General features: G+C 73.2%; 14 protein-coding genes. 9 read left to right on the top strand and 5 right to left on the bottom strand.

Going from position 1 to position 16045, the window contains the following annotated elements:
• Positions 1 to 6 precede the first annotated feature (6 nt).
• On the bottom strand, positions 7 to 786 hold the full coding sequence (locus EQG70_RS03480; protein ID WP_035927930.1) for an IclR family transcriptional regulator: 780 nt from the start codon (positions 784 to 786) through the stop codon (positions 7 to 9).
• A 142-nt stretch (positions 787 to 928) separates the two neighbouring features.
• Between EQG70_RS03480 and EQG70_RS03485 the strand changes: the two genes are divergently transcribed.
• The 3 genes from EQG70_RS03485 to EQG70_RS03495 are packed head-to-tail and all read left to right on the top strand — an operon-like array spanning position 929 to position 3551.
• Positions 929 to 1666 (top strand): CoA transferase subunit A, encoded by a 738-nt coding sequence (locus EQG70_RS03485; RefSeq protein WP_017833113.1) that lies wholly within the window; start codon positions 929 to 931, stop codon positions 1664 to 1666.
• Positions 1663 to 2364: a CoA transferase subunit B gene (locus tag EQG70_RS03490; protein ID WP_017833114.1), complete on the top strand. Its 702-nt coding sequence runs from the start codon at positions 1663 to 1665 to the stop codon at positions 2362 to 2364. Before EQG70_RS03485 ends, EQG70_RS03490 begins: the two co-directional genes overlap by 4 nt.
• Positions 2361 to 3551, top strand: a complete 1191-nt coding sequence (locus EQG70_RS03495; RefSeq protein WP_109242974.1) for an acetyl-CoA C-acetyltransferase — start codon at positions 2361 to 2363, stop codon at positions 3549 to 3551. Before EQG70_RS03490 ends, EQG70_RS03495 begins: the two co-directional genes overlap by 4 nt.
• 73 nt (positions 3552 to 3624) lie before the next feature.
• On the opposite strand, the gene EQG70_RS03500 is transcribed toward EQG70_RS03495, so the two are convergent.
• Both EQG70_RS03500 and EQG70_RS03505 read right to left on the bottom strand, forming a co-directional pair.
• Positions 3625 to 4422, bottom strand: coding sequence for a type IV toxin-antitoxin system AbiEi family antitoxin domain-containing protein (locus EQG70_RS03500; RefSeq protein WP_052132988.1), 798 nt, complete (start codon positions 4420 to 4422; stop codon positions 3625 to 3627).
• A gap of 246 nt (positions 4423 to 4668) precedes the next feature.
• Positions 4669 to 5268 (bottom strand): MarR family winged helix-turn-helix transcriptional regulator, encoded by a 600-nt coding sequence (locus tag EQG70_RS03505; RefSeq protein WP_017833116.1) that lies wholly within the window; start codon positions 5266 to 5268, stop codon positions 4669 to 4671.
• Between the two features lie 97 nt (positions 5269 to 5365).
• On the opposite strand from EQG70_RS03505, the gene EQG70_RS03510 reads away from it, so the two are divergent.
• The 4 genes from EQG70_RS03510 (at position 5366) to EQG70_RS03525 (ending at position 10251) form a co-directional block, all read left to right on the top strand.
• Positions 5366 to 6592, top strand: coding sequence for a homogentisate 1,2-dioxygenase (locus tag EQG70_RS03510; RefSeq protein ID WP_035927917.1), 1227 nt, complete (start codon positions 5366 to 5368; stop codon positions 6590 to 6592).
• A complete protein-coding gene (locus EQG70_RS03515) occupies positions 6589 to 7461 on the top strand; it encodes a hypothetical protein (protein WP_138976448.1) in 873 nt (290 codons plus the stop codon). Before EQG70_RS03510 ends, EQG70_RS03515 begins: the two co-directional genes overlap by 4 nt.
• A gap of 85 nt (positions 7462 to 7546) precedes the next feature.
• Positions 7547 to 8767 carry a fumarylacetoacetase gene (fahA, locus tag EQG70_RS03520; protein WP_109268527.1) on the top strand — a complete coding sequence of 407 codons (1221 nt, stop codon included), beginning with the start codon at positions 7547 to 7549 and terminating at the stop codon, positions 8765 to 8767.
• A gap of 116 nt (positions 8768 to 8883) precedes the next feature.
• Entirely contained in the window at positions 8884 to 10251 is a 1368-nt protein-coding gene (locus tag EQG70_RS03525) for a short-chain fatty acid transporter (protein ID WP_109268526.1), read from the top strand.
• 69 nt (positions 10252 to 10320) lie between these two features.
• On the opposite strand, the gene EQG70_RS03530 is transcribed toward EQG70_RS03525, so the two are convergent.
• Together EQG70_RS03530 and EQG70_RS03535 are read right to left on the bottom strand one after the other, a co-directional pair.
• Positions 10321 to 10614, bottom strand: coding sequence for a hypothetical protein (locus EQG70_RS03530; RefSeq protein WP_109268525.1), 294 nt, complete (start codon positions 10612 to 10614; stop codon positions 10321 to 10323).
• Positions 10615 to 10825: 211 nt separating this feature from the next.
• Positions 10826 to 12352 (bottom strand): gluconokinase, encoded by a 1527-nt coding sequence (locus EQG70_RS03535; protein ID WP_109268524.1) that lies wholly within the window; start codon positions 12350 to 12352, stop codon positions 10826 to 10828.
• 217 nt (positions 12353 to 12569) lie between these two features.
• Between EQG70_RS03535 and ilvD the strand changes: the two genes are divergently transcribed.
• Positions 12570 to 14402 carry a dihydroxy-acid dehydratase gene (ilvD, locus tag EQG70_RS03540; protein WP_017833123.1) on the top strand — a complete coding sequence of 611 codons (1833 nt, stop codon included), beginning with the start codon at positions 12570 to 12572 and terminating at the stop codon, positions 14400 to 14402.
• 156 nt (positions 14403 to 14558) lie between these two features.
• On the top strand, positions 14559 to 16043 hold the full coding sequence (locus EQG70_RS03545; RefSeq protein WP_109268523.1) for an alanine/glycine:cation symporter family protein: 1485 nt from the start codon (positions 14559 to 14561) through the stop codon (positions 16041 to 16043).
• Positions 16044 to 16045 lie beyond the last annotated feature (2 nt).

Genomic DNA, 16045 nt, shown 5'->3' on the forward strand with positions numbered 1-16045 from the left:
GGCCGCTCAGCGGTGACCCAGCTCCCGGGAGAGCCGGTGGGCCTCCGTGAGCAGGGCCCGGCCCAGGAGCTGCCGGCGCTCGCCGCTGAACCGGGGCTCGATGCCCGTGAGGCTCAGCGCGTAGACCGGCGCGCCCGTCGCGTCGAAGACCGCGGCGGCCATGCCCCAGCTGCCCTCGACGATCAGCCCCGGGTTCACGGCGAAGCCCTCCCGCCGGACGTCCGCGAGCAGCTCCCGGATCCGCTCGGGCGTGTGCAGCGGGCCCCACTCGGCGCGGGCCCCGGCCGTGGCCGCGAGGACCCGGTCCACCTCCGCGTCCGGGAGGTGGGCCAGGACCGCCAGCCCCGCCGAGGCCACGCCGAGCGGCAGCCGCAGCCCCTCGTAGAGGACGTGGGAGCGGATGGGGAAGGCGCCCTCCACGCGCGCCAGGCAGACGGTCTCCAGCCCGCGGCGGACCGAGAGGAACGCACTCTCGCCGGTGGCCTCCGCGAGCCGGCGCAGCGAGGGCCCGGCCAGCTCCCGGATCGGATAGCGGTGGGCCGCCACCGCGCCCAGCACGTACAGCTCGGGGCCCAGCTGCCAGGCTCCGGTCCCGGCGTCGCGGTCCACGAGGCCCTCCTCGGCCAGCCCCGTGAGCAGCCGGTGCACGGTGGGGCGGGTCAGCCCGGTCTCGGCGGCGAGCTCCGCCACCGTGCTGCCCCGTTCCCGCCCCGCGACGGCCCGCAGCAGCTGCCCCACCCGGTGGACCACCTGGGTCCCCTGGCCCGTCGTCCGCTCCTGTCCCATGACTCCACTATATGGACAGTCAGGGGACGAATGGCCGGATGCTGAGGAGAAGCGCCGTCGTGCCGCCGGATCTGTTGACCGGCATGTGGAGGCTCCCTAGATTGAGTGCTGGGTCACAGTCCGACGAGAGGAAGGGACAAGGGTGTCCAAGGTCAGAGACAACGCCGCCGAGCTGCTGGCGGAGAGCCTGCGGGACGGCATGACGCTCGCCGTGGGCGGGTTCGGGCTGAGCGGGATCCCCCGGGATCTCATCGACGCGGTGCGGGACTCCGGGGTCACGGACCTCACGGTGGTCTCCAACAACATGGGCGTGGACGGCAAGGGCCTCGGGGTCCTGCTCGAGAACCGCCAGGTGAAGAAGGTCCTCGCCTCCTACGTGGGCGAGAACAAGCTGTTCGCCCAGCAGTACCTGGACGGCGAGCTCGAGGTCGAGTTCAACCCCCAGGGCACCCTCGCCGAGCGGCTCCGAGCCGGCGGCGCGGGCATCCCCGCCTTCTACACGAAGACCGGGGTCGGCACCCTCGTGGCCGAGGGCAAGCCGCACGCCGAGTTCGACGGCGAGACCTACGTGCAGGAGCGCGGCATCGTCGCCGACATCGCCCTGGTCCACGCCCACACCGGGGACGCCGACGGCAACCTCGTCTACCGCTACACCGCGCGCAACTTCAACCCGATCGTCGCGACCGCCGGGAAGGTCACCTTCGCCGAGGTCGAGCACGTCGTGGCGGTCGGCGAGATCCACCCCGACCACATCGTGACCCCGGGCGTCTACGTCCAGCACGTCGCGCAGTACAGCGGCGCGCCCAAGGACATCGAGCAGCGCACCGTCCGCCCCCGCCCCGCCGGGCGGGCCGCCCAGCAGAACGGAGACCAGGCATGAGCTGGACCCGCGACGAGATGGCGGCGATCGCCGCCGTCGAGCTCTCCGACGGCGACTACGTCAACCTCGGCATCGGCATCCCCACCCTCGTGGCCAACAACCTGCCCGAGGGCGTCGACGTGGTGCTGCAGTCCGAGAACGGCGTGCTCGGCATGGGCCCGTTCCCCTACGAGGGCGACGAGGACCCGGACCTCATCAACGCCGGCAAGCAGACCATCACACTGCTGCCCGGGGCCTCCATCTTCGACTCCGCCACGTCCTTCGGGATGATCCGCGGCGGCCACGTCAAGATCGCGATCCTCGGCGCCATGCAGGTCTCCGGCACCGGTGACCTCGCCAACTGGATGATCCCCGGCAAGATGGTCAAGGGGATGGGCGGCGCCATGGACCTGGTGGCCGGCACCCCGCGCGTCGTCGTGCTGACCGAGCACGTCACCAAGGACGGCTCCGCCAAGATCAAGACCGAGTGCGATCTCCCGCTCACCGGGGTGCGCGTGGTCGACCGCATCGTCACGGACCTGTGCGTGTTCGACGTCGAGGACGGCGAGCTCGTGCTGCGCAGCCTCGCCCCCGGGGTCACCGAGGACGAGATCCGCGAGAAGACCGAGGCGTCCTTCCGCACGGACCTGCAGGACGTCACCCCCGACACCGTCCCCACCGAGACCGCCGCCGCCGGCGGCGCTGAGGAGAACCGATGAGCACCGCCACCGACGTCGTCGTCCTGTCCGGCGCCCGCACGCCCCAGGGCAAGATCCTGGGCCACCTGGCGTCCTTCACCGCGGCCGAGCTGGGCGCCCACGCCATCCGGGCCGCGCTCGAGCGCGGCGGGATCGCCCCCGAGCAGGTGGACTACGTGCTCATGGGCCACGTCCTGCAGGCCGGCGCCGGGCAGAACCCGGCCCGCCAGGCGGCCGTCACCGCGGGCATCCCGCTGAGCGTGCCCGCCGAGACCGTCAACAAGGTCTGCCTCTCCGGGCTCGTGGCCATCACCAACGCCGCCCGGATGATCCGCGCGGGCGAGGCCGAGATCGTCGTGGCCGGCGGCCAGGAGTCCATGACCAACGCCCCGCACCTCGCGATGGGCGTGCGGCAGGGCAAGAGCTACGGCGACCTCAAGCTCGAGGACGCGGTGGCCAAGGACGGGCTCGTCGACGTCGCCGCGTGCGTGTCCATGGGCTCGCTCACCGAGTCCGGCAACAGCGATCGCTCGATCTCCCGCGAGGAGCAGGACCAGGTCGCTGCCCTGAGCCACCAGCGCGCGGCCCGCGCCGCGGAGGAGGGCGTCTTCCGCGACGAGATCGCCCCCGTGTCCGTCCCGCAGCGCAAGGGCGACCCGCTCGTCGTCGACACCGACCAGGGCGTGCGCCCCGACTCCAGCGCGGAGTCCATGGCGAGGCTGCGCCCCGCGTTCGCGAAGGACGGCACGATCACCGCCGGCAACTCCTCGCCGCTCTCGGACGGCGCGGCCGCCGTGGTCCTGACCAGCCGGGAGTACGCCGAGCGCCACGGCCTCGAGTACCTGGCCGTGGTCGGTGCCCCGGGCCAGGTGGCCGGCCCCGACACCTCGCTGCACTCCCAGCCGTCCCGGGCGATCGAGGCCGCGCTCGAGCGGGCCGGCTGGTCCGTGCAGGACCTGGACTTCATCGAGATCAACGAGGCGTTCGCGTCCGTGCTGATCCAGTCCCTGCGCGACCTCGACTACTCGGTGGAGAAGGCCAACATCCACGGCGGCGCTGTGGCCGTCGGGCACCCGATCGGCGCCTCCGGGGCCCGGTTGGCGCTGCACGCGGCGTTCGAGCTCTCTCGCCGGGGCTCCGGCCGGGCCGCGGTCTCGCTGTGCGGCGGCGGCGGCCAGGGCGAGGCGCTGCTGCTCTACCGCGACTGACCCCCGCCCCCTCCGCTGACCCGCGGGGGCCCGGGTGACCACGGTTTTTCGTGGTCACCCGGGCCCCCGCGGGTCATTCGATGATCCTGCGGTCACGCGCGGCGAGCTCCCGGCGCACGAGAGCCACCAGGTCGTCCGGCCGGTGCACCACGGTGGCCCAGTCCGTCCGCAGGATCCGCCACCCGAAGTCCCCGCGATACAGGCCGCGCGGCGTCCGGATGCGCACCTGCAGCTCCGGCCGGGGCAGTCGCGCGCGAAGCAGCACCAGCCGGGTCAGCGTCTCGCCGGGCGACTCGGAGCGACCGTCGGCGAGGTCGAGCACCCGCCGGGCCCGGCGGCACCCCGGCGCGCCGGCGCGGCGCTCGAGCAGGGCGAGGAGTTCCGCGCGCTCGGTGCCCCGGCGGAGGGCGTGGTCGGCGGTCACCACCGCCTCGCGGAGGGGCAGGGTGGACGCGCAGTCCAGCACGGTGCGGGGCACGGACGTGGCCAGCAGCCCGCCCACTCGGACGACGTGCTCCGGCGGCAGCTCGGCCCAGTGGTGGACGCAGGTCCGGTTGTTCCGGGAACCGCGGCCGGGCGGAGAGACGACGTGCGGTGCCGCCGGTCGGTGCAGCAGGTCCAGGCCGTGGAGCAGGGCCGCCGAGGAGTGCCCGAACACCGGGGCACTGGCGGCGCGCAGGGCCAGGGCGGCGTGCATCTGCCGCAGCCGTCCCTCCGCTCCCAGGTCCCGCCACCAGGACGGTGTCGCGTACACCCCCTGCCTGATCCGGAGGAGGTCGCCCCGGCGGACGGCCCGGGTGACGGTGGACGGCGAGAGGCCGAGGTCCTGCAGCGCTTCAAGGGTCAGGAGCCGGCCGGGCAGCGTGGTCATGGGGTCAGGCTCACCGCGGCGGGGCCCGCCCGTCCGAGGTCCGGCCCGGCACGGGGACGGTGCCCGGGAGGGGGATGCGTGAGCGCCCGGCGTGCAGTGCGGACGGAGCTCGACGCGCCTGACCCCGGAATGACCCGATGACCCGCCGGGGCCCGGGTGACCACGAAAAATCGTGGTCACCCGGGCCCCAGCGGGTCATCCGGCGAGGGGGTGATCTGCGGTCCCGGCGGTGCTCCGCCCGCGGGGCTACTTGCGGGCGCGGGCGCCGATCCGCTCGCGCTGCTCCATGAGCTTCTCCAGCAGCGTCACGAGCGTGTGCTGCTCCTCCTCGGTGAGGGCCTCGGCCCACTGGCTCTCCCGGTCGTTCTGGGCCCGGAACGCCGTGCGGATCTTCTCCTGCCCGGCCTCGGTGAGGTGCAGGGTCACGGACCGGCCGTCGGCGGCAGAGGCCTCGCGCCGGAGCAGGTCCTTGCCGACCAGCGTGCCCGTCAGGTTGGAGACCGCCGCGCGGCTCATCCCCGTGAGGCGGGCGGCCTCGTGGGGGTTGAGGGGACCGGCCACCCAGAGGGCCAGGAGCAGCCGGAAGCTCGACCAGGTTCCGCCGGCGGGGCGGTGGATCGACGACTCGAAGTCGTAGACCGCGGTGGACGAGGACCGGTTGAGCGAGAGGAACACCCGGTTGGCCGCGAGGTCGGCGTCGGGGAACTCCTCGGAGATCCGGCGCTGGGCGGCCTGGACGAAGGACCAGTAGTCGGGCAGCGCGGCGGCGGAGGGCGTCGCGGTGGACGCCTCGGTGGACGCCCGGGTGGGCGTCGCTGGGGGCTCGGTGCGGTCGGCGAGGGGCATGGCGTCGATTCTAGGGGAGGGGTTGCCCCATATAATACAACGCTTTACTATCTGGGGGAGAGCTGGATCACAGACCGCCACACGCAAGGAGACGGCCATGGCCTACTACCGGCAGCTGGGCCCGGTGCCCCGGCAGCGTCACACCCTGTTCAAGGACGACGAGGGCAGGATCCTCTACGAGGAGCTCATGGGCGAGGAGGGCTTCTCCTCCGACTCGTCGCTGCTCTACCACCGGCACATCCCCTCGGCGATCGTCGGGACCCGCGGCTGGGAGCTGCCCGACCAGACCCTGACCCCCAACGACCCGCTGCTGCCGCGGCACCTGAAGCTGCACGAGCTGTTCACCGAGGAGCAGGCCGCCGGGACCGACGCGGTGACCGGCCGCCGGCTGGTGATGGGCAACGCGGACGTGCGGCTCTCCTACGCCTGGGTGGGGAAGACGTCCCCGCTGTACAAGAACGCCGTGGGCGACGAGTGCGTCTACGTGGAGCGCGGCTCCGCCCTGGTGGAGACCCAGTTCGGCCCGCTCGAGGCCGTCGAGGGCGACTACGTCATGATCCCGCGCGCCACGATCCACCGCTGGGTGCTGCGGGAGGGCGAGACGGCCCGGCTCTACTTCGTGGAGGCGAACTCCCACATCACCCCGCCGCACCGCTACCTCTCCAAGTACGGGCAGCTGCTCGAGCACGCCCCCTACTGCGAGCGCGACCTGCACGGTCCCACCGGCGTGCTCCTGCGGGACGAGACCGACGTGGACGTCTACGTCAAGCACCGCGGCCGCGGCCCCTCCGGCCTGGACGGGACGGTCCACGTCCTGCCGCAGCACCCCTTCGACGTGGTGGGCTGGGACGGGTGCCTCTACCCGTACACCTTCAACATCAAGGACTACATGCCGATCACCGGCAAGGTGCACCAGCCGCCGCCCGTGCACCAGGTCTTCGAGGGGCGCAACTTCGTGATCTGCAACTTCGTGCCGCGGAAGGTCGACTACCACGAGCTGGCCGTCCCGGTGCCCTACTACCACTCGAACGTGGACTCGGACGAGGTCATGTTCTACGTGGACGGGGACTACGAGGCGCGCAAGGGCTCGGGCATCGGCAGGGGGTCGATCTCCCTGCACCCGGGCGGGCACCCGCACGGCCCGCAGCCCGGGGCGATCGAGAAGTCCCTGGGCGTGGAGTACTTCGACGAGACCGCCGTCATGGTCGACACCTTCGCCCCGCTGGAGCTGGGCGAGGCCGGCCTGGCCGGCGACGACGGCAAGTACGTCACGTCCTGGACCCCCGGCCGGGAGTGGACCGGCGGGCTCTGGTCGAACTCGTGAGCGCCGCCCCGACCACGGAGACCGCCGAGCGGCGCGTCCCGGCCCAGTTCGTTGCGTTCTTCGACGACGCCGCGACCTTCCCGCCGGGACTCGCCCCGCTGGAGAAGGCGGTCACGGACCACGTGGCGCGGTGGGCGGACCCGCTCGTCGCCGCCGTGGGTCCGGCCGTGCTGAAGCTCGACGACCTGCCGGAGGCCCGGCGCATCGCCGCCGGCCTGGACCGCGGCGGCCGGGCGGTCGAGGTCTCCGTCGTGACGCCAACCGGGCAGCTGCAGGCCGCACTGGACGCCGTCGAGCAGGCCGGGCCCGAGCTGCGGGTCGTCTCGGTCGAGCTCAGGACGGACCCGTCGGACACCGACGCCTGGCAGGCGCAGATCACCGAGGCGGCCCGGGTGCAGGACGTCCCGGTCTACGTCGAGCTGACCGCGGACCAGGTCCGCGGCGGGGCGCTGGAGCTGCTGGAGGGCACCGGGCTGCGCCTCAAGCACCGCACCGGCGGGATCGAGGCGCACCTGTTCCCCAGCCCCGAGCAGCTGGCCGCGGTGCTCACCGAGGCCGTGGCCGCCCGGATCCCGTTCAAGCTCACCGCCGGGCTGCACGAGGCCGTGCGGTACACGAACCCCGCCACGGGGTTCACCCACCACGGCTTCCTCAACATCGCGATGGCCACCGAGGCCGCCCGCGCCCACGAGCCCGCCGAGCGGGTGGCCCGGCTGCTCACCGAGACCGACCCGGCACCGCTCGTCGAGCTCGCCTGGGCCTCCGACGGGTCCTGGCGCAGGTCCTTCACGTCCTTCGGGACGTGCAGCGTGGGCGAGCCCGCCGCGAGCCTCGAGCGCCTCGGCCTCTTCCCGCACGGCCTCACCTGACACGGCGCCCTCCCGCCCCGGGACCACCGGGGCGGGAGGGCGCCGCCGTCGCCACCGTCCCCCCACGTCCAAGGAGATCCACCCCGTGAGCACCGCCGCCGACCGTTTCGCCGCCGAGGGCTTCGGCCCCGAGAACCTGCCCTACGCCTCCTTCTCGCCCACCGGCGGGGACCCGCGCCTGGGGGTGCGCCTGGGGGACCGGGCGATCGACGTCGCCGCCCTGGCCGCCACGGTGGAGGGGCTCGACGACGCCGCGCGCACGGCGGTGTCGGCCCCGAACCTGGACGCGCTGCTCGCGGCCGGCCACGGGACCTGGACCGCGCTGCGGGCCTGGCTCGTCGAGGTCGTGACCGCCGACGGGCTCGCGGACACGGTGGAGCAGGCCTCCCACCCGGTGGACGGGATCACCCTGCACATGCCGTTCACGGTGGCCGACTACGTCGACTACTACGCCTCCGAGCACCACGCCTCCAACGTGGGGAGGATGTTCCGTCCGGACCAGGCCCCGCTGCTGCCCAACTGGAAGCACCTGCCCGTGGGCTACCACGGCCGGGCCGGCACCGTGATCCCCTCCGGCAAGGACTTCCCCCGACCCAAGGGCCTGCGCCCCGAGCAGGACGGGCCGCCCAGCTTCGGCCCCTCCCGCCGCCTGGACATCGAGGCGGAGCTCGGCTTCGTCCTCGGCGGGGCGGCCCCGGCCGGGGAGGTCTCCCTGGAGCAGGCGGCGGCAGAGCACCTCTTCGGGGTGGTGCTGTTCAACGACTGGTCCGCCCGCGACATCCAGGCCTACGAGTACGTTCCCCTGGGCCCCTACCTGGGCAAGTCCTTCGCGTCCTCGATCTCGCTGTGGGTCGTGCCCTGGCAGGCCCTGACCGCGGCCCGCGTGGCGCCCCCGGCGCGCGAGCACGAGCTCGCCCCCTACCTCGACGACGAGGGCAAGGAGCCATGGGGACTGGACATCACCCTGGGCGTGAGCGTGGACGGCCGGACCGTCTCGCACCCCCCGGCGTCCACCCTGTACTGGACCGCACCCCAGATGGTTGCGCACATGAGCGTCAACGGCGCGTCCCTGCGCCCGGGGGACTTCTTCGGCTCCGGCACCGTCTCCGGCCCGGAGAAGGACCAGCGCGGGTCCTTCCTGGAGCTCTCCTGGGGCGGCAAGGAGCCGTTCGCCCTGCCCGGGGGCACCGAGATGACGTTCCTGGCCGACGGCCAGAGCGTGACCCTCACCGGCACCGCGCCCGGCCCCGGCGGCTCCGTCATCGACCTCGGCGAGTGCACCGCCACGATCCTGCCCGCCACCTGAATACTGGTCCCGTCCCCCGCCGGTGACCACGATCACCCCCGCCGACCCCGCCGCGCCGCGGCCGGCGGGGGAGGGCGTGGCCGCCCGCGCGCCCGCCGACAGCAGGAGTCCCCGCCATGAGCACCGGCACCCGTGAACCCGCGATCGCCCGGGCGATGCGGCCCGTCAACTCGGTCGTCGAGAAGTACATCCCGTCCGCGCTCAACTTCGCCATCCTGCTGAGCGTCGCCGTCGGGCTCATGGCCCTGCTGCTCACCGACGCCGGACCCGCCGACGTGCTGCGCGGCTGGGGCGAGGGGCTCGCCGGGCTGCTCGCGTTCATGACGCAGATGGCGCTGATCCTGCTGCTGGGCCACGCCCTCGCCAACACCCGTCCCGTGCGCCGGCTGCTCGGCGCCCTGGCGCAGGTGCCCCGGACGCCCCTCCAGGCGTACGTGTTCGTGTTCCTGGTGGCGGCGGTCGCCTCCCTCATCACGTGGGGGCTCGGCCTCGTCGTCGGCGCCCTGCTCGCCCGCGACGTCGCCGCCGCGGGGGACCGACGCGGCCTGGAGCTGAGCTTCCCGATGCTCGTGGCCTCCGGGTTCTCCGGGTTCGTGGTCTGGCACATGGGCTACTCCGGGTCCGGGCCGCTCACCGCGGCCACCCCCGGCTCCTTCATCGAGGAACAGCTCGGACGCACCGTGCCCATCACCGAGACCACGTTCTCCGCCTGGAACCTCACCGCCGTCGTCGCCACCGTGGTCCTCGTCGCGCTGGCCCTGTGGCTCATCGCGCCCCGGGCCGTGGACCCCGCCCACCGGATGACCGCCGCCGCCCTCGCCGCCTCGGAGCAGACGGTCACCGAGGAGGAGGTCGTCACCCCCGCCGACCGGCTCGATGCCAGCCGGGTCCCCACCCTGGTCGTGGGGCTGGCGCTCGCCGGCTACCTGGTGCTGCACTTCGCCGAGGGCGGGACGGTGACGCTCGACGTCGTGAACTGGATGTTCCTGGGCCTGATCTTCCTGCTCGCGCACAACGCCTTCGAGGTCATGGCGCTGGTCAAGAACGCCGCCGCGAACGTGGGCGACATCCTCCTGCAGTTCCCGCTCTACGCCGGGATCATGGGGATGATGGCGGCGACCGGCCTGATCCAGGTGCTCTCCGACTCGGTCGTGGCCGTCGCCACGCCCCAGACGCTGGGGCTGCTCGCGTTCCTCTCGGCGGGGCTCGTGAACTTCTTCGTCCCCTCCGGCGGCGGGCAGGTGGCCGTGCAGGCCCCGATCCTGCTGGACGCCGGCGCCCGCCTCGACGTGGACCCGGCCGTGGTGATCATGGCGATCTCCTACGGCGACCAGTGGACCAACATGATCCAGCCGTTCTGGGCGCTGCCGCTGCTGGCCATCGCCGGGCTCAAGATCCGCGACATCCTGGGCTACACCACCGTGGTGCTCGTGGTCTCGGGCCTGGTGTTCGGGGCGACCCTGCTGCTCGTCGGCGCGGGCTGAGCGGGCCTCGGCCCGCGCCGCCGGCTCCGTGCCGCTGGATCCGTGCCGCGGCGGCCGGGGAGCGTGTGCTCAGGCGGTGCGCTCCGGGGCGCCGCGGCCGGTGCCGTGGCGCAGGAAGTCGGCGCTCGAGGGCACGCGCGGGTGGTACCGGCGGTCGAGGAGGGTGTTGGCCGCCCAGCTCAGCAGGTCCCGCTCGCGGACCGGCAGGTCCAGGCACTGGTGCAGGTACGCGCTGACCTCGAGCTCGTCGGCCGTCCCGCCCAGGTACAGGTAGCGGACCCAGAGCCGGCGGTGCCCGATCGACGCCCGCTCGAGCGCCTGGTGCAGTCCGACTACTTGTTCCCGGCCCAGGGAGTCCTCCATCGTGGTTCCTTCCGTGCGGTGCGGGGTGCGGGGGTAGGGGGTGCGGCAGCAGGGTGCTCGAACTCCGGAGGGAGCGCGCCCCGCATCCACAGGCTCCACGGTAGGAAGGCGGCAGGGCCGGGGCCACGGTATTAGCGGAGGTACACCATTGTGTCCGAGTGTGAGGGAACACCCGGCCGGCACCCAGGCGACGCCGAGCCGCCCGGCCGGGTCAGGAGCCGACGACCGCCCCGTAGAGCTCCTCGAAGCGGGCGCGCGCGGTGCGGTAGTGCTCCGCGCGTCCGGGCACCGGCCGGTGCTCCGGCCCGTAGGGCGGGGAGGCCCGCTCCACGTCCGGGGCGAGGCTCTCGAGGGCGAGCAGGGCGGTGCCGCGCAGGGTCGCCCGCTTGAACTCGGCCCGCGCCACCGGCTTGCCGAGGGCGTCGGCGAGCAGCTGCAGCAGCTCCGGCACGTCCTGCGACGCGCTGCCGGAGGCCACCACGCGGTCCACGCCGCCGGCGGCGTCCTCGAGCTGCTCGGCCACCCGGGCGTACGAGACCGCGACGCCCTCGAGCACCCCGCGGGCCAGGTCGGCCCCGGTGCTGGAGGCCGAGACGCCGACGAACACCGCCCGGGCGCCGCCGGCCCAGCCCGTCGAGCGCTCGCCCGTGAAGAACGGCAGGACCACGGGGGTGGATCCGGACACGTCCGCGGCGGCGACGTCCGCGAGCGTGGTGCCCTCCGGCAGGGCCACCGTGCGCTCGAGCCAGGCGAGCGCCCGGCCGACGTCGTTGAGGGCCCCGCCCAGCAGGCACCGCCGCGCGTCGACGCGGTAGCACCACAGCCCGGCCGGCACCCGCTCGGGGATCCGGTGCAGCAGCACGCGCGCGGCCCCCGAGGTGGCGGTGGAGACGACCATCGTCGAGGCGTCGGTGCCGCCCGTGCCGAGGTTCGCGCTCAGCCCGTCGGCCACCGGCGCGAACCACGCCGCGCCCTCGAGGACCGGCCAGCGCTCGGCCACGGACGCGGCGACGTCCGGGATCGGCTCGTGCGGGTCGGCGAGCGGGTTGAACTGCTCCGCGTCCAGCCCGCAGGCCAGGAGCAGGGGCTCGTCCCACCGGCCCGTGCGGCGGTCCAGCATCCCGGTCCACGCGGCCGTGGCGGTCCCGGCGCGCGCGGTGCCCAGCAGGCGCAGGTGCACGTACTCGCCCAGGGACATCCACCGCCGGGCCCGCCCCCACGCCTCCGGGTCCGTCTCCCGGAGCCACCGCAGCCGCGGGGCCAGGTACGAGGTGTGCAGGCGGGCGCCCGTGCGCTGCAGGGCGGCGGGCTCGTCGAGCTCGCCGCGCAGCCCGGCCAGCTGCTCGGCGCACCGGGAGTCGGCGTAGGTGAAGCACGTGGTGACCGCGGCGCCGTCGGTCCCGACGCCCACCAGCGAGGACGCGAAGGTGTCCAGGGCGACGCCCGTCACCCGGCCGGCCAGTGCGGGGTCGGCCAGGACGAGGTCGAGGACCGCCGCGAGCTCCTCCGTCACCTGGTCGGGGTCGATCACGGAGGTCCCGTCCGCCGCGGTGGTGAACTCGTGCTCGATCTTGTGCCGGTAGCCCCGCACGGGGGTCCCCGTGGCGTCGTGCAGACCGCCCCGGCTGCCCGTGGAGCCGACGTCCAGGGCCATCACCAGCGGATCGAGGGCCTCGCGCAGGTCCACGCTGAACGCGGCGCCGTCGTCCGGCCGTGGGGGCGTCGGGTGGTGGCTCATGGTCGGCTCCTCCTGGGGGCTGCGCGGCTGGCCCCAGTGTAGGAGGCGGCGCGGAGCGACGGTCACATCGTGAGACGCGAGTCCGCCCACCAGGACGTTGCGGTCGAAAAGCGTATTCTGGACGGCGGACCGCCGGCGGCCGGCCCGGGTGCCCCACGGCCCGTGCGCCGTCCGCCCCGCCACCGGACATCCCCGACCGAGGAGACCCAGCTCCGCCATGCCCCACCTCCGCTCCCGCACCTCGACCCACGGCCGCAACATGGCCGGCGCCCGCGCCCTGTGGCGTGCCACCGGCATGGGCGACGACGACTTCGGGAAGCCGATCGTCGCGATCGCGAACTCCTACACGCAGTTCGTGCCGGGCCACGTGCACCTCAAGGACATGGGCGACCTCGTGGCCTCCGCGATCCGGGAGGCGGGGGGCGTGGCCAAGGAGTTCAACACCATCGCGGTCGACGACGGCATCGCGATGGGCCACGACGGGATGCTCTACTCCCTGCCCTCCCGCGACATCATCGCGGACTCCGTGGAGTACATGGTCAACGCCCACCGGGCCGACGCCCTGGTCTGCATCTCCAACTGCGACAAGATCACGCCGGGCATGCTGCTGGCCGCGCTGCGGCTGAACATCCCGGTGGTCTTCGTCTCCGGCGGGCCCATGGAGTCCGGCGAGGCCGTCGAGGGCGTCGTGGAGCACCGCCTGGACCTCGTGGACGCGATGTCCATGGCCGTCGACGAGTCCGTCACCGACGAGCAGCTGGGCCAGATCGAGCGCAACGCCTGCCCCACCTGCGGGTCCTGCTCGGGCATGTTCACCGCCAACTCCATGAACTGCCTCACCGAGGCCCTCGGCCTGTCCCTGCCCGGCAACGGCACCACGCTGGCCACCCAGGTGGCCCGCAAGGAGCTCTTCCTCGAGGCCGGCCGCCGGGTGGTGGACCTGTGCTGCCGGTACTACGAGCAGGACGACGAGTCCGTGCTCCCGCGCAACATCGCCACCAAGGCCGCGTTCGAGAACGCCATGGCCCTGGACATCGCCATGGGCGGGTCCACCAACACGATCCTGCACATCCTCGCCGCGGCCCAGGAGGGCGAGGTCGACTTCACCCTCCCGGACATCGACGCCCTGTCCCGCCGGGTGCCCTGCCTGTGCAAGGTCGCGCCGAACTCCACCCGGTTCCACATCGAGCACGTGCACCGCGCCGGCGGGATCCCCGCGCTCCTCGGCGAGCTGCGCCGCGCGGGCCTGCTCAACGAGGACGTGCACTCGGTGCACGCCCCGGACCTGGCCACCTGGCTGGACGAGTGGGACGTCCGCAGCGGCCGGTCCTCGGAGCGCGCCCGGGCGCTCTTCCACGCCGCGCCCGGCGGCGTGCGCACCACGCAGGCGTTCTCCACGGCCAACACGTTCGAGTCCCTCGACCTCGACGGCGAGGACGGCTGCATCCGCTCGGTGGAGCACGCCTACACGCGGGACGGCGGCCTGGCGATCCTCTACGGCAACATCGCCGAGGACGGGGCGGTCATCAAGACCGCCGGCATCGACGAGGAGCTGTTCCACTTCGTGGGGAGGGCCTTCGTGGTCGAGTCCCAGGACGAGGCCGTCTTCGAGATCCTGTCCAAGAACGTGGAGCCCGGCGACATCGTGGTCATCACCCACGAGGGCCCCAAGGGCGGTCCGGGCATGCAGGAGATGCTCTACCCGACCTCCTACCTCAAGGGCCTCGGCCTCGGCCGGGAGTGCGCGCTCATCACCGACGGCCGCTTCTCCGGCGGCACCTCCGGCCTCTCGATCGGGCACATCTCCCCGGAGGCCGCCGCCGGCGGCGCCGTGGGCCTCATCGAGACCGGCGACGAGATCGAGATCGACGTCGCCCGGCGCGTGCTGCGCGTGAACGTGGACGACGCGACGCTGGCCGCCCGGCGGCAGGCCAGGGGGCCGGCCCCGTGGTACCCCACGAAGCCGCGCGAGCGCCAGGTCTCCAAGGCCCTGCGCGCCTACGCCTCGATGGTCACCTCCGCGGACAAGGGCGCCGTGCGCGTGATCTGACCCCTCCGGCCGTGATTCCGGCGCCCGCAGGGCACCGAGACGCGGGTCACTTCCACTAGAGTTCCGTCGGGGCGCGCAACCGCTGCGCCCGGTCTTTCACGCGGGCCCCGCAGACCCCACGCCGGGGACCCGCGTCCGTCACAGTTCGGAGCTGCAATGGAACTCGTCACCGATCTCGTGGGCACCCTCGGCGGCTGGGTGTGGAACGTGGTCTTCGCCATCCTCATCGGGGTGGGGCTCTACCTGACCGTCCGCACCGGCGTCGTGCAGCTGCGGCTGGTCCCGGAGATGTTCCGGGTGCTCAACGACAAGCCCGGTCTGGCCGAGGACGGCCAGAAGGGCATCTCCGCGTTCCGGGCCTTCACCGTCTCCGCCGCGTCCCGGGTGGGCACCGGCAACATCGCCGGCGTCGCGATCGCCATCAGCCTGGGCGGGCCGGGCGCCGTGTTCTGGATGTGGGTGATCGCCGGCATCGGCGCGGCCAGCGCGTTCACGGAGTCCCTGCTGGGCCAGCTCTACAAGGTCAAGGCGCCCACCGGCTACGTGGGCGGGCCCGCCTACTACATGGAGCGCGGCCTCGGCGCCCGCTGGATGGGGCTGCTCTTCGCGGTCGTCATCACCTTTACCTACGGGTTCGTGTTCAACTCCGTGCAGTCCAACTCGATCGTGGACGCGCTCGGCGGCTCCCTGGGCGTGGACATCGCGGCGGCGGAGGCCCTGTGGTTCCGGATCCTGGTCGGCGCCGTGCTCGTGGGGCTGACCGCTGCGATCATCTTCGGCGGCATCCGCCGGATCTCCGCGGTCTCCGAGATCGTCGTCCCGATCATGGCGGTGCTCTACCTCCTGCTGGGCCTGCTCGTGGTCTTCCTGAACCTCGGCGAGGTCCCCGCCGTGCTCGGCCAGATCCTCGAGGGGGCCTTCGGCATCCGCGAGTTCGTCACCGGCGGGCTGATCGGCGTCATCATCCAGGGCATGAAGCGCGGCCTGTTCTCCAACGAGGCCGGCATGGGGTCGGCCCCCAACGCCGGCGCCACCGCGTCCGTGTCCCACCCGGCGAAGCAGGGCTTCCTGCAGGCGCTCGGCGTGTACTTCGACACCTGGCTGATCTGCTCGATCACCGCGTTCATCGTGCTCCTCTCCAACCCCGAGTTCGGCGGCCGGGAGGGCGCGTCCCTGACCCAGTCCGCGCTGGCCCTGCAGCTGGGCAACTGGGCGGTGCACTTCCTGACCGTGGCGATCTTCCTGTTCGCGTTCACCTCCGTGATCGGCAACTACTACTACGGCGAGTCCAACGTCCGCTTCCTCACGGGCTCGCCCGCGGCGATGACCGCCTACCGCGTGCTGGTGCTGGTGTTCGTCTTCGGCGGCGCCGTGCTGGCCCTGGACCTCGTCTGGTCCCTGGCCGACCTGTTCATGGCGGTCATGGCCACCATAAACCTGGTGGCCCTGGTGCTGCTCGCCGGCGTGGCCGTCCGGGTGCTCCGGAACTACGAGGCCCAGCGCAAGCAGGGGCTCGAGCCGATCTTCCACAGCGGCGACGTCCCGGGCCTGTCCGGGCTCGGCGCGTGGGACGGCACCGACGTGGTGACCACCCGCGGCTACTGGGACGAGCTGGCGCAGAAGCCCACGAGGACCCGCTGACG

It is taken from the genome of Kocuria rosea, assembly GCF_006094695.1.
In the GTDB taxonomy this organism is placed as follows: domain Bacteria; phylum Actinomycetota; class Actinomycetes; order Actinomycetales; family Micrococcaceae; genus Kocuria; species Kocuria rosea.